This window comes from Pseudomonas sp. GM25, from assembly GCF_000282255.1.
Taxonomy (GTDB): Bacteria; Pseudomonadota; Gammaproteobacteria; order Pseudomonadales; family Pseudomonadaceae; genus Aquipseudomonas; species Aquipseudomonas aphyarum.
Genome location: NZ_AKJQ01000019.1, coordinates 1 through 22,765 on the forward strand (window position 1 = coordinate 1; position 22,765 = coordinate 22,765).

Sequence of the window (22,765 nt, forward strand, 5' to 3'; positions counted from 1 at the left end):
CGGCTGGTGGAGCCGTTGAAGATGACGTCGGTCATCGACTCGCCGCGCAGGTTCTTGGCTGAGCTTTCGCCCATCACCCAACGCACGGCGTCGATGATGTTCGACTTGCCGCAACCGTTCGGCCCGACGACTGCCGCCATGTTGCTGGGGAAGTTCACCGTGGTCGGGTCGACGAAGGATTTGAACCCCGCCAGCTTGATGCACTTGAGCCGCAAGGTCAGGCAACCGTCAGGGCGGACACCACCAGATCGCAGCTGCGCTGGGCGTAAGCCGTCAGCACGATGCGGATCTGCGGCAGGTCACGGGCGAGGACGGCGGCGAGCAGGCGTTCGAACAGTTCGAGGAACTCGCTCATCTCGGCCTTGCGCTGTTCCAGTGCAAGGAAGTACGCACGGCTCATCGCCGGTTGCAGGTTTTCCACCGTTTCTTGCAGGTACGGGTTGTTGGCGAACGGGTACGCGGCGCGCATCACGTTGAAACTGTCGTCAACGAAGGTGCGGATGTCCTGGCGCTCGTAGCTGGCGGTCAGGCGCTGCTGGATCTGCACGAACGGCGCCATGTCGGACTGGACTTGCCAGCCATTGGCCACTGCGTTGCCGAGCAGGATGTACAGCTCGCTCATCAGCGTGCACAGGCTCTGCACCTTGTGCGCCGTAAGCTCAGTGACGTGGGCGCCGCGGCGCGGCAGGATCGCGATCAGGTGACGGCGCTCGAGGATCAGCAAGGCTTCGCGGACCGAGCCGCGGCTGACGTTCAGCGCCAGCGTGACCTTCTGTTCCTGGATACGCTCTCCCGGCTTCATTTCGCCGCGAATGATCCGTTCGGCGAGGTGGTGAGCGATTTGCTCGGCGAGGCTGTCCGGCGCCTTGAACGTCATGGTTGTCCTTCAAACTCTTCGATCTGCACAAGCGGCGCAGTGTAGCGCAATGCGCGGTCATGGCGGAGTGCCCGCACAGCGGTTTTTGGCACGATTCCCGCAAAAAAGCGCTTGATCCAATGAGGGTCAATACTGAAGAGACACGTGGTTGAGCGACAAAACGGTTTTTCCTGACCTTTAAGTCAGAAAACCATTGACCGAAAAGTCAGACCTGCTAAATTCGGCTCAAGTCGCTCAACAACAATAATGAGTCTGCGAGGCCTTCCGTGATCCAGTTTTTACTTAACCAGGAACTCCGTAGCGAGCACGCCCTGGACCCGAACCTGACTGTGCTCAACTACCTGCGCGAACACGTGGGTAAATCCGGCACCAAAGAAGGCTGCGCCAGCGGTGACTGCGGCGCCTGTACGGTGGTGGTCGGCGAGTTACAGACGGATGACGATGGCCGCGAGCACATTCGCTATCGCAGCCTCAACTCGTGCCTGACGTTCGTTTCGTCGCTGCACGGCAAACAGCTGATCAGCGTCGAAGACCTCAAGCACAAGGGCGAACTGCACAGCGTGCAGAAAGCCATGGTCGAGTGCCACGGTTCGCAGTGCGGTTTCTGCACCCCCGGTTTCGTGATGTCGCTGTTCGCCCTGCAAAAGAACAGCGATGCACCGGATCATGCCAAGGCCCACGAAGCGCTGGCCGGCAACCTCTGCCGCTGCACCGGCTACCGGCCGATCCTGGCCGCCGCCGAGCAATCCTGCTGCGGCAAGCAACCGGATCAGTTCGACGCCCGTGAAGCGGAAACCATCTCCCGCCTCAAAGCCATTGCCCCGACGTCGATCGGCGAACTCAACAGCGGCGACAAACGCTGCCTGGTGCCGCTGACCGTGGCCGATCTGGCCGATCTCTACGACGCTTATCCACAGGCCCGCCTGCTGGCTGGTGGCACCGATCTGGCGCTGGAAGTCACGCAGTTCCACCGCACCCTGCCGGTGATGATCTACGTCGGCAACGTCGCCGAGATGAAGCGCATCGAGCACTTCGAGGATCGCATTGAAATCGGTGCCGCCACCGCCCTCTCCGACTGCTACGAAGCGTTGAACGCCGAGTACCCGGACTTCGGCGAATTGCTGCACCGCTTCGCCTCCCTGCAGATCCGCAACCAGGGCACCTTGGGCGGCAACATCGGCAACGCCTCGCCGATCGGTGACTCGCCGCCCCTGCTGATCGCCCTCGGCGCGCAGATCGTGCTGTGCAAGGGCGAGACCCGCCGCACGCTGGCCCTCGAGGATTACTTCATCGATTACCGTGTCACCGCGCGCCAGGAAAGCGAGTTCATCGAGAAAATCATCGTGCCTCGCGCCACGGCCGAGCAGCGCTTCCGCGCCTACAAAGTCTCCAAGCGTCTGGACGATGACATTTCTGCCGTCTGCGCCGCGTTCAATCTGCGTGTCGAGAACGGCGTGATCACCGACGCCCGCGTCGCCTTCGGCGGCATGGCCGCGATCCCGAAACGCGCCGCTCACTGTGAAGCCGTGCTGCTCGGCCAGCCGTTCAACAACGCCGTCGTCGAACGTGCCTGCACCGCGCTGGGCGAGGATTTCACCCCGCTCTCGGACTTCCGCGCCAGCAAGGAATACCGCCTGCTCAGCGCGCAGAACCTGCTGCGCAAATACTTCATCGAACTGCAAACACCGCACATCGAGACTCGGGTGACCGCTTATGTCTAACCATCACGGCGTAGAGAAAACTCAAGCTGAACTGGCTGAATTGTTCGCCAAAGACCTGACCTCTGGCGTCGGCCGCAGCGTCAAGCACGACAGCGCCGCCAAGCATGTGTCCGGTGAAGCGCAGTACATCGATGACCGGCTCGAATTCCCCAACCAGTTGCACGTTTACGCGCGGCTGTCGGATCGCGCCCACGCGAAAATCATCAGCATTGACACCCAGCCCTGCTACGCCTTCGAAGGCGTGCGCATCGCCATCACCCACGAGGACGTGCCGGGGCTGAAAGACATCGGCCCGCTCATGCCGGGCGATCCGCTGCTGGCTATCGATGACGTGCAGTTCGTCGGTCAACCGGTGCTGGCCGTGGCCGCGAAAGATCTGGAAACCGCTCGTAAGGCCGCCATGGCCGCGATCATCGAATACGAAGATCTGGAACCGGTGCTGGACGTGGTCGAAGCCCTGCGCAAACGCCACTTCGTGCTCGACAGTCACACTCATCAGCGCGGTGATTCGACCACCGCACTGGCCACCGCCGAACATCGCATTCAGGGCACGCTGCACATCGGCGGCCAGGAACACTTCTATCTGGAGACGCAGATCTCCTCGGTGATGCCGACTGAAGACGGCGGCATGATCGTCTACTGCTCGACCCAGAACCCCACCGAAGTGCAGAAGCTGGTGGCCGAAGTCCTCGACGTGTCGATGAACAAAATCGTCGTCGACATGCGCCGCATGGGCGGTGGTTTTGGTGGCAAGGAAACCCAGGCCGCCAGCCCGGCGTGCCTGTGCGCAGTGATCGCGCACCTCACCGGCCAGCCGACCAAGATGCGCCTGCCACGGGTCGAAGACATGCTGATGACCGGCAAGCGTCACCCGTTCTACGTCGAGTACGACGTCGGCTTCGACAGCACCGGACGCCTGCACGGCATCGCGATGGATCTGGCCGGTAACTGCGGCTGCTCGCCTGACCTGTCGGCCTCGATCGTTGACCGGGCGATGTTCCACTCGGACAACTCGTACTACCTCGGCGATGCAACCATCAACGGTCATCGCTGCAAGACCAACACCGCGTCGAACACTGCGTACCGTGGTTTCGGCGGCCCGCAAGGGATGGTCGCGATCGAAGAAGTGATGGACGCCATCGCCCGTCACCTCAACCTCGATCCACTGGCCGTGCGCAAGGCCAACTACTACGGCAAGACCGAGCGCAACGTCACCCATTACTACCAGACCGTCGAGCACAACATGCTCGAAGAAATGACCGCCGAACTGGAAGAAAGCAGCCAGTACGCCGAGCGCCGCGAAGCGATCCGTCGCTACAACGCCAACAGCCCGATCCTGAAAAAAGGCCTGGCGCTGACCCCGGTGAAATTCGGCATTTCCTTCACCGCCAGCTTCCTCAACCAGGCAGGTGCCTTGGTGCACGTCTACACCGACGGCAGCATTCACCTGAACCACGGCGGCACGGAAATGGGCCAGGGCCTGAACACCAAAGTCGCGCAAGTCGTGGCCGAAGTGTTCCAGGTGGAAATGGACCGCGTGCAGATCACCGCGACCAACACCGACAAGGTGCCGAACACCTCGCCGACCGCGGCCTCCAGCGGCGCCGACCTGAACGGCAAAGCCGCGCAGAACGCTGCCGAGATCATCAAGCAGCGACTGGTCGAATTCGCCGCGCGGCACTACAAGGTCAGCGAAGAGGACGTGGAATTCCACAACGGCCATGTGCGCGTTCGTGACCACATCCTGACCTTCGAAGCGCTGATCCAGCTGGCGTATTTCAATCAGGTGTCGCTGTCGAGCACCGGGTTCTACAAGACCCCGAAAATCTACTACGACCGCAGTCAGGCCCGTGGCCGGCCGTTCTACTACTTCGCCTTCGGCGCGGCGTGCTGTGAAGTGATCGTCGACACCCTGACCGGCGAGTACAAGATGCTCCGGACCGATATCCTCCACGACGTCGGCGCTTCGCTGAACCCGGCCATCGACATCGGTCAGGTCGAGGGTGGTTTCGTTCAGGGCATGGGCTGGCTGACCATGGAAGAACTGGTGTGGAACAACAAGGGCAAGCTGATGACCAACGGCCCGGCCAGCTACAAGATCCCGGCCGTGGCGGACATGCCGCTGGACCTGCGGGTGAAGCTGGTGGAAAACCGCAAGAACCCGGAAGACACGGTGTTCCACTCCAAGGCTGTGGGTGAGCCGCCGTTCATGCTCGGCATCGCCGCGTGGTGCGCGATCAAGGATGCGGTGGCCAGCCTCGGCGACTACAGGCATCAACCGAAGATCGACGCGCCGGCGACCCCGGAGCGAGTGTTGTGGGGCTGCGAGCAGATGCGCCAGCTCAAGGCGGTGAAAGCCGTCGAAGCTGAAACCGAGCTGGCTCCGCTCTAAGACCGAGGTGCGGCCTTCGCGGGCAAGCCCGCTCCCACAGAGATATGCGCTGACTGTTGGACTTGTGCAAATTCAATGTGGGAGCGGGCTTGCTCGCGAAGAGGCCCGAACAGACAACGAAGATGTCGAGGTGAACATGTACAACTGGATCGACGCCCTCGCCGACCTGCAGAACCAGGGCGAACCCTGCGTTCTGGTGACGATCATCGAAGAGCTCGGCTCGACGCCGCGCAATGCCGGCTCGAAGATGGTCGTCAGCGCCCGCCAGACGTTCGACACCATCGGTGGCGGGCACCTGGAATACAAAGCCATGCAGATCGCCCGCGAGATGCTCGCCAGCGGCAAGCAGGACACCCATCTGGAGCGCTTTAGCCTCGGCGCCAGCCTCGGCCAGTGCTGCGGCGGCGCCACGGTGCTGCTGTTCGAACCGATGGGCCAGGTGCAGGCGCAGATCGCCGTGTTCGGCGCCGGTCATGTCGGTCGCGCGCTGGTACCCTTGCTCGCCAGCCTGCCCTGCCGGGTGCGCTGGATCGACTCCCGGGAAGAGGAATTCCCCGAGCAGATTCCCCACGGCGTGCGCAAAATCGTCGCCGAGGAGCCTGTGGATGAAATCGACGACCTGCCCGCCGGCAGTTACTGCATCGTCATGACCCACAACCATCAATTGGATCTGGAACTTACCGCCGCGATCCTCAAGCGTAACGACTTCACCTGGTTCGGCCTGATCGGCTCGAAAACCAAACGGGCGAAGTTCGAACACCGTTTGCGTGATCGTGGTTTCGACGCCAGTGTCGTGCAACGCATGCGCTGCCCGATGGGCATCGGCGAAGTCAAAGGCAAGCTGCCTGTGGAAATCGCCATCTCCATCGCCGGCGAAATCATCGCCACCTATAACGCCAATTTCGGCCAGCACACCGCCAGCGCCGAACCGATTGCCAAACTGCTGCCGGTTTCACGCCGCAGTCAGGCCGCCACACTCAAAGCCTCAAACTGATTAGAGAACCCTCATGCCTCTGACTCGCAAAGCCTACCGCGCCGCCATCCTGCACAGCATCGCCGACCCTGCCGAGGTCGGCATCGACGCCTCCTACGAGTATTTCGAGGACGGCCTGCTGGTGGTCGATGACGGCAAGATCAGCGCCCTCGGCCACGCCAGCGAACTGCTGCCGACCCTGCCGGCGGACATCGAGATCACGCATCACAAGGATGCGCTGATCACCCCGGGGTTCATCGACACCCACATCCACCTGCCGCAGACCGGCATGGTCGGCGCCTACGGCGAGCAACTGCTGGACTGGCTGAACACCTACACCTTCCCGTGCGAAAGCCAGTTCGCCGACAAGGCCCACGCCGATGAAGTGGCGGACATTTTCATCAAGGAACTGCTGCGCAACGGCACCACCACCGCGCTGGTGTTCGGCAGCGTGCATCCGCAATCGGTGAACTCGTTCTTTGAAGCCGCCGAGAAGCTGGACCTGCGGATGATCGCCGGCAAGGTGATGATGGACCGCAACGCGCCGGACTACCTGACCGACACCCCGGAATCGAGCTACGTCGACAGCAAGGCGCTGATCGAGCGCTGGCACGGCAAGGGTCGTCTGCACTATGCCGTCACCCCGCGTTTCGCCCCGACCAGCACCCCGGAACAGCTGACCCTCGCCGGCCAGTTGCTCAGCGAATACCCGGATCTGTACATGCAGACCCACATCAGCGAAAACCTCAAGGAAGTCGAGTGGGTCAAGGAGCTGTTCCCGGAGCGCAAGGGCTATCTGGACGTCTACGATCACTACCAGTTGCTCGGCGAGCGCTCGGTGTTCGCCCACGGCGTGCACCTGTGCGACGACGAATGCGCACGCCTGGCAGAGACCGGCTCGGCGGTCGCGTTCTGCCCGACCTCGAACTTCTTCCTCGGCAGCGGCCTGTTCAACCTGCCGATGGCCGAGAAGCACAAACTGAACGTCGGCCTGGGGACTGACGTCGGCGGCGGCACCAGTTTCTCGCTGCTGCAAACCCTGAACGAAGCCTACAAGGTGATGCAGCTGCAAGGCGCACGCCTGAGCCCGTTCAAGTCGCTGTACCTCGCCACCCTCGGCGGCGCGCGGGCACTGCGTCTGGAAGACAGGATCGGCAACCTGCAACCGGGCTCCGACGCCGACTTCCTGGTGCTGGACTACAACGCCACGCCGCTGCTGAGCTACCGCTTGAAGCAGGCCAACAACATTGCCGAAACGCTGTTCGTGCTGATGACCTTGGGCGATGACCGCACTGTGGCCCAGACCTATGCGGCGGGTGCGCTGGTGCACCAGCGCTAGTTTTCCGCAGACAAAAAAATCCCCCGATACTTTGCAGTTCGGGGGATTTTTATTGCCTGTCAGAAAGCTATCGCGAGCAGGCTCGCTCCCACATTTGCAATGCATTCCCTTGTGGGAGCGAGCCTGCTCGCGATGGGCGCAACACGGTGTCAGCTCAGAGCTTGACCGCCGGCCGCCCCGGCTTCTTGGTCTGCAACAGGTGCGAGAACACTGCATGCAGATCGTCCGAAGCGCTTTCCTCGTCGAGGTTGAGCTTGCTGTCGATGTGATCCATGTGATGCATCATCAGGTCCACCGCCAGTTCGCCGTTGCGCGCTTCGATGGCGTCGATCAACTGGGTGTGTTCGTCGTAGGAGCAGTGCGAGCGGTTGCCGCTTTCATATTGGGCGATGATCAGCGACGTCTGCGAAACCAGGCTGCGCTGGAAGCTGATCAACGGCGCGTTCTTCGCTGCCTCGGCCAGTTTCAGGTGGAATTCGCCGGAGAGACGGATGCCGGCGCCGCGATCGCCACGGGAGAAGCTGTCGCGCTCGTCGTTGACCATCTGGCGCAGTTCGGCGATCTGCTCGGCGGTGGCGTGTTGCACTGCCAGCTCGGTGATCGCGCGCTCCACCAGACGTCGGGCGAGGAACACCTGACGCGCCTCTTCAACGCTCGGGCTGGCGACGACCGCGCCACGGTTCGGCCGCAACAGCACCACGCCTTCATGGGCCAGACGCGAGAGCGCGCGGCGAATGATGGTGCGGCTGACCCCGAAAATTTCCCCCAGCGCTTCTTCGCTCAACTTGGTGCCGGGCGCCAGGCGCTGTTCGAGGATGGCCTCGAAGATATGCGCATAGACAATATCGTCCTGGGTTCCGCTGCGGCCGGCTTTGCCTGCTCGCGGTTGTTTCTTGAGGGGTTGCAACTGTTCGTTCATGGGCACTCGAGTCGGGAAGAACTGCGGCGAATTGACCGTGACTGTAATACGGCACAGTGGGTCGCTGGCAAGTATCGCGTAAAAAACAGCGCGATTGTACACAATGGAAGGTGGCAACACGACTGTACGGCTGTTTGTGGCTTTGGCTGTATTGCAACGCTCCGTTACGTTTGAGTTTAGGCTTAAACCCGAAATCCGTGGCTTGAACAAGGAACGCCGCTGTCATGAACGAAATTACCCACACCCGACTGCGCCCGCTGGCGGACACATCGCCCTCCGCCATCGTCGCCGGGTTCATCGCGATGATGACCGGCTACACCAGCTCGCTGGTGCTGATGTTCCAGGCCGGGCAAGCGGCGGGCCTGACCAGCGGGCAGATTTCGTCGTGGATCTGGGCGATCTCCATCGGCATGGCGGTGTGTTCGATCGGCCTGTCCCTGCGTTATCGCACGCCGATTACCATCGCCTGGTCGACACCCGGCGCGGCGCTGCTGATCACCAGCCTCGGCGGCGTTACGTATGGCGAAGCCATCGGCGCCTACATCACCTGCGCGGTGCTGGTGACGATCTGCGGCCTGACCGGCAGCTTCGAACGGCTGGTGAAAAAGATCCCGGCGTCCCTCGCCGCCGCGCTGCTGGCGGGGATTCTGTTCAAGATCGGCAGCGAAATCTTCGTCGCCGCGCAACACCGCACCGGTCTGGTGCTGGGGATGTTCTTCACTTATCTCATCGTCAAACGCCTGTCGCCGCGTTATGCGGTGCTCGCCGCGCTGCTGATCGGCACCGCACTGTCGGGTTTCATGGGGCTGCTGGACTTCAGCGGTTTTCACCTTGAAGTGGCGACACCGGTCTGGACCACGCCGCACTTTTCCCTGGCCGCGACCATCAGCATCGGCATTCCGCTGTTTGTGGTAGCGATGACCTCGCAAAACATGCCCGGCATCGCCGTGCTGCGGGCCGACGGTTACAACGTCCCGGCCTCGCCCTTGATCACCACCACCGGCATTGCCTCGCTGCTGCTGGCGCCGTTCGGTTCCCACGGCATCAACCTCGCAGCGATTAGCGCCGCGATCTGCACCGGGCCGCATGCCCATGAGGATCGCAACAAACGCTACACCGCTGCAGTGTGGTGCGGGATTTTCTACGGGATTGCCGGGGTGTTCGGCGCCACGCTGGCGGCGCTGTTCGCCGCGCTGCCCAAGGAGCTGGTGCTGTCGATTGCCGCACTGGCGCTTTTCGGCTCGATCATCAACGGCTTGAGCATCGCCATGACCGAGGTGAAGGAACGGGAAGCGGCGCTGATCACCTTCATGGTCACGGCGTCGGGGCTGACGCTGTTTTCCATCGGTTCGGCGTTCTGGGGGATTGTCGCGGGGGTGCTGACCTTGCTGATCCTCAACTGGCGCAAGGCCTGAGGCCTCATTAAAAAGCAGGCATAAAAAAACGGCGACCCTCAGGTCGCCGTTTTTTTCAGTATCACTTAGCCGCGTTGATCGGCTTTTCCGGATACCAAACGTCCAGCAGCGGGCTGATTTCAGTAGAAGTCAGCTCGGAGCGGGTTTTCAGCCAGGCTTCAACAGCAGCGCGCTGCTCTTCGGAGACCGAACCACGCTTCTGCAGGCAAACCAGACCGAAGTCGTCGCCGCCGACATAGCCCAGACCGTTGGCTTCCATGGCTTCTTTGATGAATGCTTCGAGGAAAGCGTCAATGGCTTCTTCGGACAGGTCTTCTTTGAAGCCCAGGTTCAGTTCGAAACCCAGCTCTTGAAATTCATCGACGCACAGTTTTTTGCGCAGACGCTGGGAACGGTTAGTCGCCATTGGAACAATCCTCTTAAGTAATAACGGCCGGCACTTTACCAGTTTAAGCCGGCGATTGCCCGACTCTCTGGGACGTGCGTGCGACCGCCTGTAAAAAAATAACGAATTGGCGCCCTTGCGAAAGGCACAAGCTGTTACACCTTGGGGCATAATGCCGACACTTTCATGACCACTGAGGGCCTTTTCATCCATGTCCTCGTCTTTTTTCCCCTCGGCTGTAGGGTTTTATTTCATATGATCAAATCGTTGCGTCCTCTGCTCCTGGCCGGTCTTCTTCTGCCGCTGGCCTTGCCCGTCTCCGCTGCCACCATCAACACCGCCCTGACCCCCAACGTCGAAAAAGCCCTCAAGGCCAGCAAGCTGCAGCCCACTGCCCTGTCGCTGGTGATGGTGCCGCTGGACGGCCCGGGCACGCCGACCGTGTACAACGCCGACGTGTCGGTCAACCCGGCCTCGACCATGAAGCTGGTCACCACTTACGCGGCGCTGGAAATGCTCGGCCCCAACCACCAGTGGAAAACCGAGTTCTACACCGACGGCGACCTGAACGGCGGGATCCTCAACGGCAACCTCTACCTCAAGGGCGGCGGCGATCCGAAGCTGAACATGGAAAAACTCTGGCTGCTGATGCGCGACCTGCGCGCCAATGGCGTGACCCAGGTCACCGGTGATCTGGTACTGGATCGCAGCTTCTTCGTGCAGCCACAGCTGCCGGAATTCAACGATGACGGCAACGACGAGAACAAGCCGTTCCTGGTCAAGCCGGATTCGCTGCTGGTCAACCTCAAGGCCCTGCGTTTCGTGGCCCGCAACGACAATGGCCGGGTTTTGATCTCGGTCGAACCGCCGATTGCCAGCATCAACATCGAGAACACCGTCAAAGCGCTCAACTCCAAGCAGTGCACCGGCGGCGTGCGCTACAACCCGGTGCCGCAGGCCGATGGCAGCGTGACCGTGACCGTGGCCGGCCAGTTGGGCGAAGGCTGCAGCTCGCAGACTTACCTGTCGCTGCTCGACCACGCGACCTACACCGCCGGCGCCGTGCGGGCGATCTGGAAGGAACTGGGCGGCAGCATCCAGGGCAAGGATCGTCTGGCCCCGACGCCGAGCAGCGCCAAAGTGCTGGCCCGCGCGTTCTCGCCGGATCTGGCGGAAATCATCCGCGACATCAACAAGTACAGTAACAACACCATGGCTCAGCAGCTGTTCCTGAGCCTGGGCCAGAAATTCCGCAACGACGCCGACGGCGATGACGCCAAGGCCGCGCAACGCGTGGTGCGTCAGTGGCTGGCGAAGAAAGGCATCACCGCGCCGCACCTGGTGATGGAGAACGGCTCCGGTCTGTCGCGTTCCGAGCGGGTCAGCGCCCGGGAAATGGCCAGCATGCTGCAAGCGGCCTGGCACAGCCCGTACGCCGCCGAATACATCAGCTCGCTGCCGATTGCCGGCACCGACGGCACCATGCGCAAACGCCTGAAAACCACCGCGATGCGCGGCGAAGCCCACGTCAAGACCGGCACCCTGAACACCGTACGGGCGATCGCCGGCTTCAGCCGCGACGTCAACGGCAACACCTGGGCGGTGGTGGCGATCCTCAACGACAAGGCCCCGTTCGGCGCGTCGTCGGTGCTGGATCAGGTGCTGCTGGATCTCTACAAACAGCCGCGGACGCCGCAGACCGCTTCGGTTCTGTAACCCTGTAAATGATTGTTCCCACGCTCTGCGTGGGAATACAGCCCGTGACGCTCCGCGTCCCTGGAGGCGTTCCCACGCAGAGCGTGGGAACGATCATTCGAATGGCTCAGTTCATCTGCCGCTCAACCCGATCCCGCCCGCCCTGCTTCGCCGCATAAACCCCCGAATCCGCCCGCAGCAACAGCGCATCCGCGCCCTCTCCCGGTCGCCAGCTGGCGATCCCGAAACTGGCCGTCACCACCCCCACCACATCGATTGGCGCACCGCGCAGGCTTTGCCATAACTCCTCGGCCAGCATGTGCGCGTGATCGCCGTCGATGTCCGGGCACAGCACCATGAACTCTTCGCCACCCAACCGGCAGAACACGTCGGTACGCCGCAGACGATGGCCGATTCGCTCGCAGACCGCCTGCAACACGCGGTCGCCCGCTGCGTGACCGTACTGATCGTTGATCCGCTTGAAGTGGTCGATGTCGAGCATGATCACCGACAACTCGCCACCGCCACGCTCGACCCGGGCCATTTCGGTGGTCAGGCGCTCCTGGAAATAGCGCCGGTTGTGAATGCCGGTCAAAGCGTCGGTCACCGATAGCGCGCGCAGCTCTTCTTCGACACGCTTCAGGTCGGAGATGTCGGAGATATAACCGTGCCACAGCACGCCGCCGCCCGGCAGTTCCTCCGGGGTCGCCTCGCCGCGAACCCAGCGCAGGCCGCGCTCGGGCAGCTGCACGCGGTATTCCTCGCGCCACGGACTGAGGTTGTCCGCCGAGGCGCGGATCGACTTGCGCACGCGGCTGACGTCCTGCGGGTGGATGCGGGTGAAGATGGCTTCGGCGTTGAGCAGCAGCACGTCCGGCTCCAGCTCGTAGATCTCGCGGATGCCGTCGCTGGCGTAGATCACACTGAAGCGCCCGTCGAACTCCATCTTGAATTGATAGATCCCGCCGGGAACGTGGGCGCTGAGTTTCTTCAACAGCACGTCCCGCGCGGCCAGCGCTTCGTGCACGCGTTTGCGCTCGGTGATGTCGATGCAGATCGCCAGATGTCCGACCCACAGCCCCTGCTCGTCCAGCACTGGCGTGGCCAGCATGTTCACTGGGATGTGGCTGCCGTCCTTGCGCACCAGCGTCCATTCCCGCGCCTCGTGCCCGCCGACTTCGCCACCCTCCACCAGCATCGCCTGACAGGTCGGAATGGTTTTGCCATAACGGGCGCTGAGCTCCGCCGCGCGGGCCACCAGTTCCCGGGGAAAGTGCAGGTTTTCCAGGGTCATGTGGCCGACCACTTCGCTGCTGAGATAACCGAGCATCTGCTCGGCACCGGGGTTGAAGGTGTTGATCACCCCGCGCAGGTCCGTGGCGATAATTGCAACCTGGGTCGCCGCGTTGAGCACCCCGCGCAACTGGCCGTGGGTGCCGCGCAGTTCCTGTTCGCGCTCATGCAGCTCCTGAGTGCGCAACTCGACCATGCGCAACGCGCGCTGGCGCTGACTGACCAGCACATAAAGCAGCGCACTCAGCAGCAGACTGAGCAATCCGCCCAGCACCACCACGCTGCCAACCGACGAATGGTTGGCCTGCATGAACGCCTCGCTAGGCGAGATATCCACCTGATAGTCGTGATCGGCCATGCGCACCAGCCGGGTAGCGGACAGATCGCTCGGCGCCGGTTCATTGGTCGATTCGAACAGCACTTCATGCTGATCGTTGGTAGACAGATCAAGAATGCGCACCGACAGATAATCATGGAACGCATCCGGCAAACCGTCCGCCAGCAGCTGACGCATGCTGATGACGGCCATCACGTAGCCGAATGACTTTGTCTCGCCGGGACGCACCACCGGCCCGACCAACAGCACGCCGCGCGCGTAGGCCGGCTCGATCGCCACCAGATGCATCGGCTGCGACACCGCCAGGCCGCCAATCTGGTCGGCGCGCTCCAGGGTCGTACGGCGCAGCGGCTGGGCCAGCAAGTCATAACCCAGCGGCGAGCCGAGCCGGCTCTGGGTCTGGCTGTACAACACCACTACGTATTCATCGCGGGCCGAGGCCAGTTGCAGCTCACCGCGGGCATTGAGTTCGCGCACGCTGAAGGTGCTCAGGCCTTCATCCCGCGCCCGCTGTTCAAAGGCTGCTCGCTCGGCACCGCTCACCCGCAGGGCGAACGAATAGGCCTGGGTGCGCAGTAATAAAGGTTGGGTGTAGCCGTCGAATTCGGCGCGGGACACCGATTCGGAGTTGGCGAAGAACCGGCGCAGGCCGTCGAGGCGTTGCTCCTGATCCTGAAAACGTTCTTCGATGCGGCTGTAGCGCTCGTTCGCCAGCAGCTGAAAGCGTTGGCGCAACTGGCTGTGAAACTGATTGAGGGTGCCCCAGGCGAGCAGCCCCGTGAGAATCCCGCCGGCGAGCAATACCAGCAGCGCGACCAGCCAGGCCGAGACTTCTTCGCTGATAAAACCCAATATCTTCGGGCGCACGGGGTGCAACGACATAAAAGCCACTCACTACGTCAGCATCTGCGGGAAAAACCCCATCGGCCGTGTGTGAGTTATAGCTATTAGCCACTAATTTGGCTAGCTCTGAACGGATCCAAGAGCCTTTAAAAATCAAGGCTCTGTGGATCCAATTTTGCAGAGTGTCAACGAGCCGTGATTTTCCAGGCGCGGTGGATCTTGCCGTTGCGGGCGAAATCCGGGTCGATGGTGCTGGAGGTGATTTCCTCGACCGCGTAACGCTCGGCCAGGTTGTCTTCGAGCTGGAACTTGCGGAAGTTGTTGGAGAAGTACAACACCCCGCCCGCTGCCAGACGGGCCATGGCCAGGTCGATCAACTGCACCTGATCACGCTGCACGTCGAAGATGCCTTCCATGCGCTTGGAGTTGGAGAAGGTCGGCGGATCGATGAAGATCAGATCGTATTCGTCGCGGGAATTCTCCAGCCACGCCATCACATCGCCCTGCTCCAGACGGTTCTTGTCGGAGAAACCGTTGAGCGACAGGTTGCGGCGCGCCCAGTCGAGGTAGGTTTTCGACAGGTCGACGCTGGTGGTGCTGCGCGCGCCGCCCTTGGCTGCGTGCACGCTGGCGGTCGCGGTGTAGCAGAACAGGTTGAGGAAGCGCTTGCCGGCGGCCTCTTTCTGGATCCGCATGCGCATCGGCCGGTGGTCGAGGAACAGCCCGGTGTCGAGGTAGTCGGTGAGGTTGACCAGCAACTTCACGCCGCCCTCGGTCACTTCATTGAACTTGCCCTGGGCCGCCTGACGCTCGTACTGCTTGGTGCCGCTCTGACGCTCGCGGCGTTTGACCACCACGCGGCTCTTGTCGATGTTCAGCGCCTGCGGGATGGCCGCCAGCGCATCGAACATACGGATCGAAGCCTTTTCCGGGTCGATCGACTTCGGCGCGGCGTATTCCTGAACGTGCACCCAGTCGTGGTAAAGGTCGATGGCCATGGCGTATTCCGGCATGTCCGCATCGTAGACGCGGTAGCAGTCGATGCCTTCGCGCTTGACCCACTTGCCCATCGCCTTGAGGTTCTTCTGCAGGCGGTTGGCAAACATCTGCCCGCCTTCGCTCAGACGCGGCTGCTCGATCACTGGCGCCGGGGCCGGCGTCGGTTTGATCGGGTTGCCGTTCTTGTTGAACTTGCGCTCTTGCGGCTCGTTCGGCGTCTGATCGTAGGCGGCTTGCTCGCGCTCGGCCTGACGCTGTTCCGGGGTGCGGCGCTCGCCGGTGACGAACTGATCCGGCAGGACCTTGATCAACAGCAGCTTGCACGGCAGCGCGCCGTTCCAGAACGAATACTGTTTGTGGCTGCGGATACCCATGCGTTTGCCCAGGTCCGGCGCGCCGGTGAACACCGCCGCTTCCCAGTTCAGGCAGGCCTGACGCAGACGCTCGCCGAGGTTCTGGTAGAGGTACAACAGGCTGGCTTCATCACCCAGACGCTCGCCGTACGGCGGGTTGCAGATGACCAGGCCTTTCTGATTCTGGTCCGGACGCGGTTCGAACGTCGCGACTTCACCCTGATAGATTTTGATCCACTCGCTCAGGCCGGCGCGCTCGACGTTGTTGCGGCCCGGCTGGATCAGCCGTGGGTCGGCTTCATAACCACGGATCCACAGCGGCGGCTTGGCCAGACCGGCAGCAGCACGCTCGACCGCTTCTTCATGCAGTTTTTTCCAAAGCGCCGGCACGTGACCCAGCCAGGCGGTGAAGCCCCACTGCTCGCGACGCAGGTTCGGCGCCATGTCGGCGGCGATCATGCCGGCTTCGACCAGGAACGTGCCGACACCGCACATCGGGTCAGCCAGCGCGCCACCTTCGGCAGCAATGCGCGGCCAGCCGGAACGGATCAGGATCGCGGCCGCGAGGTTTTCCTTCAGCGGCGCAGCGCCCTGCTGCAAGCGGTAACCGCGCTGGTGCAGGCTGTGGCCGGAAAGGTCGAGGGACAGAATCGCTTCGCCGCGATCCAGACGCAGGTGAATGCGCAGGTCCGGGTTGAGCTTGTCGATGCTTGGGCGGTCGCCCTGCGGGGTGCGCAGTTTGTCGACGATGGCGTCCTTGACCTTCAGGGCGCCAAAGTGAGTGTTGTCGATGCCCGAACCGTGGCCGCTGAATTCCACGGCCAGGGTGCCGTCGGCCAGCATGTGATCCTGCCAGTCGACGTCGAGTACGCCGTGGTACAGGTCTTCGGCGTTTTTCATCGGGAAGCGCTTGAGCACCAGCAGCACCCGGTTGGCCAGACGCGACCAGAGGCACAGGCGATAAGCGGTTTCCATGGTCGCCATGCCACGCACGGCGGAGGTATGTTCGCGGGCCTCTTCAAGGCCAAGCCCGACGGCTTCCTCGATGAGCAGGCCTTCAAGGCCTTTGGGGCAAGTGAGGAAGAGTTCGAAACGGTCGGACATGGTTTTTCCAGAGCCTTTGGCTAATGAACCGGCAACGCATTGCCGATCCGGTTTTCAATCAGGCGCTTTTCTACAAGAGCGCCCGCGTGGCACGAAGGTGTGCCGTTCCATCCCCGCTGCTCGGGTTAAAAGAGCTTAGATGCCGGGACAGATAAAAAAGTTGAAGCAACAAAATGACTCAAAGCAACCCTTCGTCGAATAGTACCCCAGCGTAAACGTGGGTCATTCTCACTAAAGGATTAACCTCATCATCCAGCGCGGGGCCGATCATACCGGGGTTTGGCCAATAAACATTGGATAAATACGCGGTTACTTATGGCCATAGCATCTTTTTCGTTACGTCCTTATGACAAAACGGTCATTCCATCGATGTGACTCATTGGTTAGAACTGGACACAGGTTGACGTCGCAACGGCGTCAACACCTTGGCTCGCCACGCCGGCAGCGAGCCGCCAACGGCAGAGTTTTTCTGCCAGACCTCAATTGAGGTCGACGCGACAAAAACAGTCAACAAGTGAGGGAAACACCCTATGAGAAGACTTAAGCGTGATCCGTTGGAAAGAGCATTTTTGCGCGGATATCAATATGGCGTTGGTGGCAAATCCCGTGAGCTTTGCCCATTTACTCTACCGTCGGTACGTCAAGCCTGGATCAACGGCTGGCGAGAAGGACGCGGCGACAACTGGGACGGTATGACCGGCACTGCGGGAATCCACAGACTCAACGAACTTCACGCCGTCGGCTGACACAGGGCACTTATTCCGACACGACAATCTGATTTCGTAACAACCTGATCACCATGCACGTCCTTCCCGGACGGCGGGCTACGGCCCAGGGGCTCCTTCGAGGAGCCCTTTTTTATGCCTGCCTTTTATGTCCGCCGATCAGCGCTTGGCGGCGATCGCGTCCACGGACTCGCGGATCAGCGCCGGGCCCTTATAGATGAAGCCGGAGTAGATCTGCACCAGGCTCGCGCCGGCAGCGATCTTCTCGGCCGCATGCTTGCCTTCGGTGATACCGCCCGCTGCGATGATCGGCAGCTTGCCGCCCAGCTCGGACGCCAGCACTTTCACGGTGTGAGTGCTCTTCTCACGCACCGGCGCGCCGGACAGACCGCCCGCTTCGTCACCGTGTTCCATGCCTTCGACGCCCACGCGGCTGAGGGTGGTGTTGGTGGCGATCACCGCGTCCATCCCGGTTTCGATCAACGCTTGGGCGACTTGCGCGGTTTCTTCGTCGGTCATGTCCGGCGCGATCTTGATCGCCAGCGGTACATGTTTGCCGTGGCGCAGGGCCAGTTCAGCGCGGCGCGTGGCCAGATCCGCCAGCAATTGCTTGAGCGAGTCGCCAAATTGCAGGCTGCGCAGGCCCGGGGTGTTCGGCGAGCTGACGTTGACCGTGACGTAGCTGGCGTGGGCGTAGACCTTGTCCAGGCAGATCAGGTAGTCATCCACTGCGCGCTCGACCGGGGTGTCGAAGTTCTTGCCGATGTTGATCCCCAGCACGCCCTTGTATTTGGCCGCTGCCACCCGCGCCAGCAGGTTATCCACGCCGAGGTTGTTGAAACCCATGCGGTTGATGATCGCCTCGGCTTCCGGCAGGCGGAAAATCCGTGGCTTCGGGTTGCCGGGCTGCGGACGCGGGGTCACGGTGCCGATTTCGACAAAACCGAAACCCAGCTGCGCGAAGCCGTCGATGGCCGCGCCGTTCTTGTCCAGACCGGCCGCCAGACCCACAGGGTTCGGGAACTCCAGGCCCATGACATTCACCGGCAGCGATGCCGGGGCCTTGCACAGCAAGCCGTTGAGGCCCAAACGCCCGCCCGCGCCGATCAGATCCAGCGACAGATCGTGGGAGGTTTCCGGGGAAAGTTTGAACAACAGCTGACGGGCCAGGGTGTACATGGGCGGCTATGACTCGGGCGGCGAAAAGAGGCGGCGATTATAGCCGGGCATCGCCCCGCCGCGCGAGGCGCACGGGTAAATCCGTGCGCATGGCATATGCCTTGCACCTTCCTCGGTATCAGCCCGCAGGCCAATGGTGGCGTGCAGGCAAGGACAATGGCGTCGTCTCTCGGTTTTGCGCGGGCAAAGCCTGGGACGACGTTTTTTTTGAGGGTGGCTTTCATGACTCAAACCTCCGCCGGGCCGCTGGCCTGGGTCAACGGCAGCGATGCCCCGGAAAAAAGCGCGATCAACCTGGGCTTCATGGCCCTGAGCGACTGCGCCTCGCTGGTGGTCGCCGCCACTCAAGGCTTTGCTCAGCCTTACGGGCTGACCCTGAACCTCAAGCGCCAGAGTTCCTGGGCCAACCTGCGGGACAATCTGGTCAGCGGCGAACTCGATGCCGCCCACAGCCTTTACGGCCTGATCTACGCGGTGCACCTGGGCATCGGCGGTGTCGCGCCGACCGACATGGCGGTGCTGATGGGCCTGAACCAGAACGGCCAGAGCCTCAACCTGTCCCACGGTTTGCAGGGCCTGGGCGTGACCGGTCCTGAAGCGCTGCACCACCATGTGCACCAAACCCGCGCAAAACTCACCTTCGCCCAGACTTTCCCGACCGGCACCCATGCCATGTGGCTGTATTACTGGCTGGCGAGCCAGGGCATTCATCCGTTGCAGGATGTCGACAGCGTGGTGGTGCCGCCGCCGCAAATGGTCGCGCACTTGCAGGCCGGACGCATTGATGGCCTCTGCGTCGGCGAGCCGTGGGCGGCCAGCGCCGTGCAGCAGGATCTCGGTTTCACGCTGGCGACCAGCCAGACCATCTGGCCCGATCACCCGGAAAAAGTCCTCGGCTGCACTCGCGCCTTCGTCGAGCAGTACCCCAACACCGCCCGGGCGCTGGTGATGGCGATCCTCGAAGCCAGCCGTTTCATCGAAGAGAGCCCGGAAAACCGTCGCAGCACCGCGCAGTTGCTGAGCGCCCCGGAATACCTCGACGCCCCGGTGTCCTGCATCGAACCACGCTTTCTCGGCGACTACGACGATGGCCTCGGCAATCGCTGGCAGGACCCGCACGCCCTGCGCTTTCACGGCGATGGCGCGGTGAACCTGCCGTATCTCTCGGATGGCATGTGGTTCATGACTCAGTTTCGCCGTTGGGGTTTGCTGCGCGATGACCCGGATTACCTCGCCGTCGCCCGTCAGGTGCAGCAACTGGAGATCTATCGCGACGCGGCGACTGCTGTGGGCGTCGCGGCCTGGGGCAAGGACATGCGCAGCAGCCAGTTAATCGACGGCAAGATCTGGGACGGCAGCGATCCGGCCGCCTATGCCCGAAGCTTCAAGCTCCACGCGCTGAGCGACAGCGCGCCCCTTCTCGCCCAGCGCTGACAGGAGACCGCGAACATGCTGCGCATTCTGCTGATCAACGACACCGCGAAAAAAGTCGGACGCCTGAAAGCCGCGCTGACCGAGGCCGGTTTCGAGGTGATCGACGAGTCGGGCCTGACCATCGATCTGCCGGCGCGCGTCGAAACGGTGCGTCCGGACGTGATCCTGATCGATACCGAGTCACCGAGCCGCGATGTGATGGAGCAAGTGGTGCTGGTCAGCCGCGACCAGCCCCGGCCGATCGTGATGTTCACCGACGAGCATGACCCCGGCGTGATGCGTCAGGCGATCAAATCCGGGGTCAGTGCCTACATCGTCGAGGGCATTCACGCACAACGCTTGCAGCCGATTCTCGACGTGGCCATGGCCCGCTTTGAAAGCGACCAGGCCCTGCGCGCCCAGCTACAGGCCCGCGACCAGCAACTGGCCGAGCGCAAGCGCATCGAACTGGCCAAGGGTTTGTTGATGAAAATGAAGGACTGCAACGAAGAAGAGGCCTACACCCTGATGCGCCGCCAGGCCATGAGCCGCCAGCAGAAACTGATACAGGTGGCGGAGCAGATCATTGCCATGAGCGAGTTGCTCGGCTGAACTGGCACAAATCTCGCTAAGCAATCCCCACAGGTAACCAACGGCGGTTGCCCCACCTACGACAAAGACGTCGCTCACCTTCTTCGCCCCTTTCGGCGATCCGGGTAGCGGCGTTTTTGCGTTTTGGCCCCACAGCCCGGGGCCGGTGGTGCGGCCGTGGCGGCGCCCCACTGTGCTGGTTCTGACTCCTTCTCGAGATTCTCTACAGCTGAGGTGCGCGATGAATAAAAGCTTCTGGAAATCCGGCCACACCCCGACCCTGTTCGCGGCCTTCCTGTATTTCGACCTGAGCTTCATGGTCTGGTACCTGCTCGGCCCGCTGGCGGTGCAGATTGCCGCCGACCTGCACCTGACCACTCAACAGCGTGGCCTCGTGGTGGCGACGCCGATTCTGGCTGGCGCGGTACTGCGCTTTGCGATGGGCATGCTCGCCGATCGCCTGTCGCCGAAAACCGCCGGGCTGATCGGCCAGGTGATCGTGATCTGCGCACTGTTCGGTGCCTGGAAACTCGGCATCCACAGTTACGAACAGGCCCTGCTGCTCGGCCTGTTCCTCGGCATGGCCGGCGCCTCGTTCGCCGTGGCCCTGCCCCTGGCCTCGCAGTGGTATCCGCCGGAGCATCAGGGCAAGGCTATGGGCATCGCCGGGGCCGGCAATTCCGGGACCGTATTCGCGGCACTGATCGCCCCGGTACTCGCGGCGGCGTTTGGCTGGAGCAATGTATTCGGTTTCGCCCTGATTCCGCTGATCCTGACCCTGGTGCTGTTCGCCTGGCTGGCGAAAAACGCGCCGGAGCGGCCGAAAGCCAAATCCATGGCCGACTACTTCAAGGCCCTGGGCGACCGTGACAGCTGGTGGTTCATGTTTTTCTACAGCGTGACCTTCGGCGGCTTCATCGGTCTGGCCAGCGCCCTGCCCGGCTACTTCAACGATCAATACGGTTTGAGCCCGGTGACCGCCGGTTACTACACCGCTGCTTGCGTGTTCGGCGGCAGCCTGATGCGTCCACTGGGTGGCGCGCTGGCTGACCGTTTCGGTGGTATTCGCACGCTGCTGGCGATGTATACGGTGGCCGCAGTTTGTATTGCAGCGGTCGGCTTCAACCTGCCAAGTTCCTACGCGGCGCTGGCACTTTTCGTCTGCACCATGCTCGGTCTCGGCGCGGGTAACGGCGCGGTGTTCCAACTGGTGCCGCAACGTTTCCGTCGCGAAATCGGCGTGATGACCGGGCTGATCGGCATGGCCGGTGGCATCGGCGGGTTTGCCCTGGCGGCGGGCATGGGCGCGATCAAACAGAGCACCGGCAGCTATCAACTGGCGCTTTGGCTGTTCGCCAGCCTTGGCGTGCTGGCGTGGTTTGGCCTGCACGGGGTCAAACGTCGCTGGAGAACCACCTGGGGCTCGGCGGCCGTGACCGCTGCCCGGGTCTGAGGCCCGAATGGCTCTGCAACTGAGCTTCGCCGAAGCCAGCGCCACCGGCCCCCGCGTGGAAAATCAGGACGCCTTGCGCCTGGTCACGCCGGCCCCGGCGCTGGCTGCCAGCAAAGGATTTCTGTTTGCCATCGCCGACGGCGTCAGCCAGTGCGCCGATGGCGGGCTGGCCGCGCGTTCGACCTTGCAGGCGCTGGCACTGGACTACTACGCCACCCCGGAAACCTGGAGCGTGGCCCAGGCCCTCGATCGTCTGTTGCTCGCGCAAAACCGCTGGTTGCAGGCCAACGGTGGCGGTCAGCCGCTGCTCACCACGGTCAGTGCGCTGGTCATGCGCGGCCGGCGGTTTACCTTGGCGCACGTCGGTGATTGCCGGGTCTATCGCTGGCATGCCGAGACCCTGCAACGGATCAGCGAGGATCACGTCTGGGATCAACCGGGCATGCAGCATGTGCTCAAACGGGCACTGGGGCTGGATCAGCATCTGGTGCTGGACTTTCTCGATGGCGAACTGCGTGACGGCGAATGTTTCGTGCTGCTCAGTGATGGCGTGTGGGCGACGCTTGGTGATACCGCCATCGCCGGAATCCTGCGAGATCAACCGGACCTGCAAGGTGCCGCACAAACTCTGGTCAACGCTGCGCACCTGGCCGGCAGTCAGGACAATGCCAGTGCGATGTTGGTGCGGGTGGATGCTGTTGGCGAGGCCAGCCTCGGCGATGCCCTGATTCATTTGCAGCAGTGGCCGGTGCCCCCGCC

Annotated in this window: 18 protein-coding genes; 11 read left to right on the forward strand and 7 right to left on the reverse strand. The window is 62.4% G+C overall.

Annotation, left to right across the window (positions count from 1 at the left end; all coding sequences use genetic code 11):
- Window positions 1–215: AAA family ATPase (locus PMI24_RS06430; protein WP_007943786.1), on the reverse strand; the 215-nt coding region annotated here is incomplete at its 3' end.
- A 2-nt stretch (window positions 216–217) separates the two neighbouring features.
- Entirely contained in the window at window positions 218–877 is a 660-nt protein-coding gene (locus PMI24_RS06435) for a GntR family transcriptional regulator (RefSeq protein ID WP_007952019.1), read from the reverse strand.
- Between the two features lie 266 nt (window positions 878–1,143).
- Between PMI24_RS06435 and xdhA the strand changes: the two genes are divergently transcribed.
- The 4 genes from xdhA (at window position 1,144) to guaD (ending at window position 7,302) form a co-directional block, all read left to right on the forward strand.
- Window positions 1,144–2,598 (forward strand): xanthine dehydrogenase small subunit, encoded by a 1,455-nt coding sequence (xdhA, locus tag PMI24_RS06440; RefSeq protein WP_007952021.1) that lies wholly within the window; start codon window positions 1,144–1,146, stop codon window positions 2,596–2,598.
- Window positions 2,591–4,990, forward strand: a complete 2,400-nt coding sequence (gene xdhB, locus PMI24_RS06445; RefSeq protein WP_007952024.1) for a xanthine dehydrogenase molybdopterin binding subunit — start codon at window positions 2,591–2,593, stop codon at window positions 4,988–4,990. The genes xdhA and xdhB overlap by 8 nt, the downstream gene beginning before the upstream one ends.
- A 136-nt stretch (window positions 4,991–5,126) precedes the next feature.
- Window positions 5,127–5,984, forward strand: a complete 858-nt coding sequence (xdhC, locus tag PMI24_RS06450) for a xanthine dehydrogenase accessory protein XdhC (protein ID WP_007952025.1) — start codon at window positions 5,127–5,129, stop codon at window positions 5,982–5,984.
- Window positions 5,985–5,997: 13 nt separating this feature from the next.
- Window positions 5,998–7,302, forward strand: coding sequence for a guanine deaminase (gene guaD, locus PMI24_RS06455; RefSeq protein WP_007952026.1), 1,305 nt, complete (start codon window positions 5,998–6,000; stop codon window positions 7,300–7,302).
- A 154-nt stretch (window positions 7,303–7,456) separates the two neighbouring features.
- On the opposite strand, the gene PMI24_RS06460 is transcribed toward guaD, so the two are convergent.
- Window positions 7,457–8,221 carry a GntR family transcriptional regulator gene (locus PMI24_RS06460; protein ID WP_007952027.1) on the reverse strand — a complete coding sequence of 255 codons (765 nt, stop codon included), beginning with the start codon at window positions 8,219–8,221 and terminating at the stop codon, window positions 7,457–7,459.
- Between the two features lie 224 nt (window positions 8,222–8,445).
- On the opposite strand from PMI24_RS06460, the gene PMI24_RS06465 reads away from it, so the two are divergent.
- On the forward strand, window positions 8,446–9,636 hold the full coding sequence (locus PMI24_RS06465) for a benzoate/H(+) symporter BenE family transporter (RefSeq protein WP_007952028.1): 1,191 nt from the start codon (window positions 8,446–8,448) through the stop codon (window positions 9,634–9,636).
- A gap of 61 nt (window positions 9,637–9,697) precedes the next feature.
- Here PMI24_RS06465 and PMI24_RS06470 read toward each other — a convergent pair whose 3' ends face one another.
- Window positions 9,698–10,042: a YggL family protein gene (locus PMI24_RS06470; protein ID WP_007952029.1), complete on the reverse strand. Its 345-nt coding sequence runs from the start codon at window positions 10,040–10,042 to the stop codon at window positions 9,698–9,700.
- A gap of 234 nt (window positions 10,043–10,276) precedes the next feature.
- On the opposite strand from PMI24_RS06470, the gene dacB reads away from it, so the two are divergent.
- Window positions 10,277–11,737 (forward strand): D-alanyl-D-alanine carboxypeptidase/D-alanyl-D-alanine endopeptidase, encoded by a 1,461-nt coding sequence (gene dacB, locus PMI24_RS06475; RefSeq protein ID WP_007952030.1) that lies wholly within the window; start codon window positions 10,277–10,279, stop codon window positions 11,735–11,737.
- Between the two features lie 106 nt (window positions 11,738–11,843).
- Here dacB and PMI24_RS06480 read toward each other — a convergent pair whose 3' ends face one another.
- Together PMI24_RS06480 and rlmKL are read right to left on the reverse strand one after the other, a co-directional pair.
- Window positions 11,844–14,228: a sensor domain-containing diguanylate cyclase gene (locus tag PMI24_RS06480; protein ID WP_007952031.1), complete on the reverse strand. Its 2,385-nt coding sequence runs from the start codon at window positions 14,226–14,228 to the stop codon at window positions 11,844–11,846.
- Between the two features lie 146 nt (window positions 14,229–14,374).
- Window positions 14,375–16,645: a bifunctional 23S rRNA (guanine(2069)-N(7))-methyltransferase RlmK/23S rRNA (guanine(2445)-N(2))-methyltransferase RlmL gene (gene rlmKL, locus PMI24_RS06485; RefSeq protein ID WP_007952032.1), complete on the reverse strand. Its 2,271-nt coding sequence runs from the start codon at window positions 16,643–16,645 to the stop codon at window positions 14,375–14,377.
- A 530-nt stretch (window positions 16,646–17,175) separates the two neighbouring features.
- Between rlmKL and rmf the strand changes: the two genes are divergently transcribed.
- Window positions 17,176–17,391 (forward strand): ribosome modulation factor, encoded by a 216-nt coding sequence (gene rmf, locus PMI24_RS28720; protein WP_003223300.1) that lies wholly within the window; start codon window positions 17,176–17,178, stop codon window positions 17,389–17,391.
- A 138-nt stretch (window positions 17,392–17,529) separates the two neighbouring features.
- Here the strand turns inward: rmf and PMI24_RS06490 are convergent, their stop codons facing one another.
- Complete coding sequence (locus PMI24_RS06490; RefSeq protein WP_007952033.1) at window positions 17,530–18,549, reverse strand: quinone-dependent dihydroorotate dehydrogenase; 1,020 nt, start codon at window positions 18,547–18,549, stop codon at window positions 17,530–17,532.
- Window positions 18,550–18,771: 222 nt separating this feature from the next.
- On the opposite strand from PMI24_RS06490, the gene PMI24_RS06495 reads away from it, so the two are divergent.
- From PMI24_RS06495 to PMI24_RS06510, 4 genes are all read left to right on the forward strand, one after another.
- Window positions 18,772–19,983 carry a CmpA/NrtA family ABC transporter substrate-binding protein gene (locus PMI24_RS06495; RefSeq protein ID WP_007952034.1) on the forward strand — a complete coding sequence of 404 codons (1,212 nt, stop codon included), beginning with the start codon at window positions 18,772–18,774 and terminating at the stop codon, window positions 19,981–19,983.
- Between the two features lie 15 nt (window positions 19,984–19,998).
- Window positions 19,999–20,574 carry an ANTAR domain-containing response regulator gene (locus tag PMI24_RS06500; protein ID WP_007916390.1) on the forward strand — a complete coding sequence of 192 codons (576 nt, stop codon included), beginning with the start codon at window positions 19,999–20,001 and terminating at the stop codon, window positions 20,572–20,574.
- A gap of 220 nt (window positions 20,575–20,794) precedes the next feature.
- The gene (locus tag PMI24_RS06505; protein ID WP_007952035.1) at window positions 20,795–22,006 is read left to right on the forward strand and encodes a nitrate/nitrite transporter; all 1,212 of its coding nucleotides are present in this window, start codon (window positions 20,795–20,797) and stop codon (window positions 22,004–22,006) included.
- Window positions 22,007–22,013: 7 nt separating this feature from the next.
- On the forward strand, window positions 22,014–22,765 hold a 752-nt coding region (locus tag PMI24_RS06510; protein WP_007952036.1), incomplete at its 3' end, for a PP2C family protein-serine/threonine phosphatase.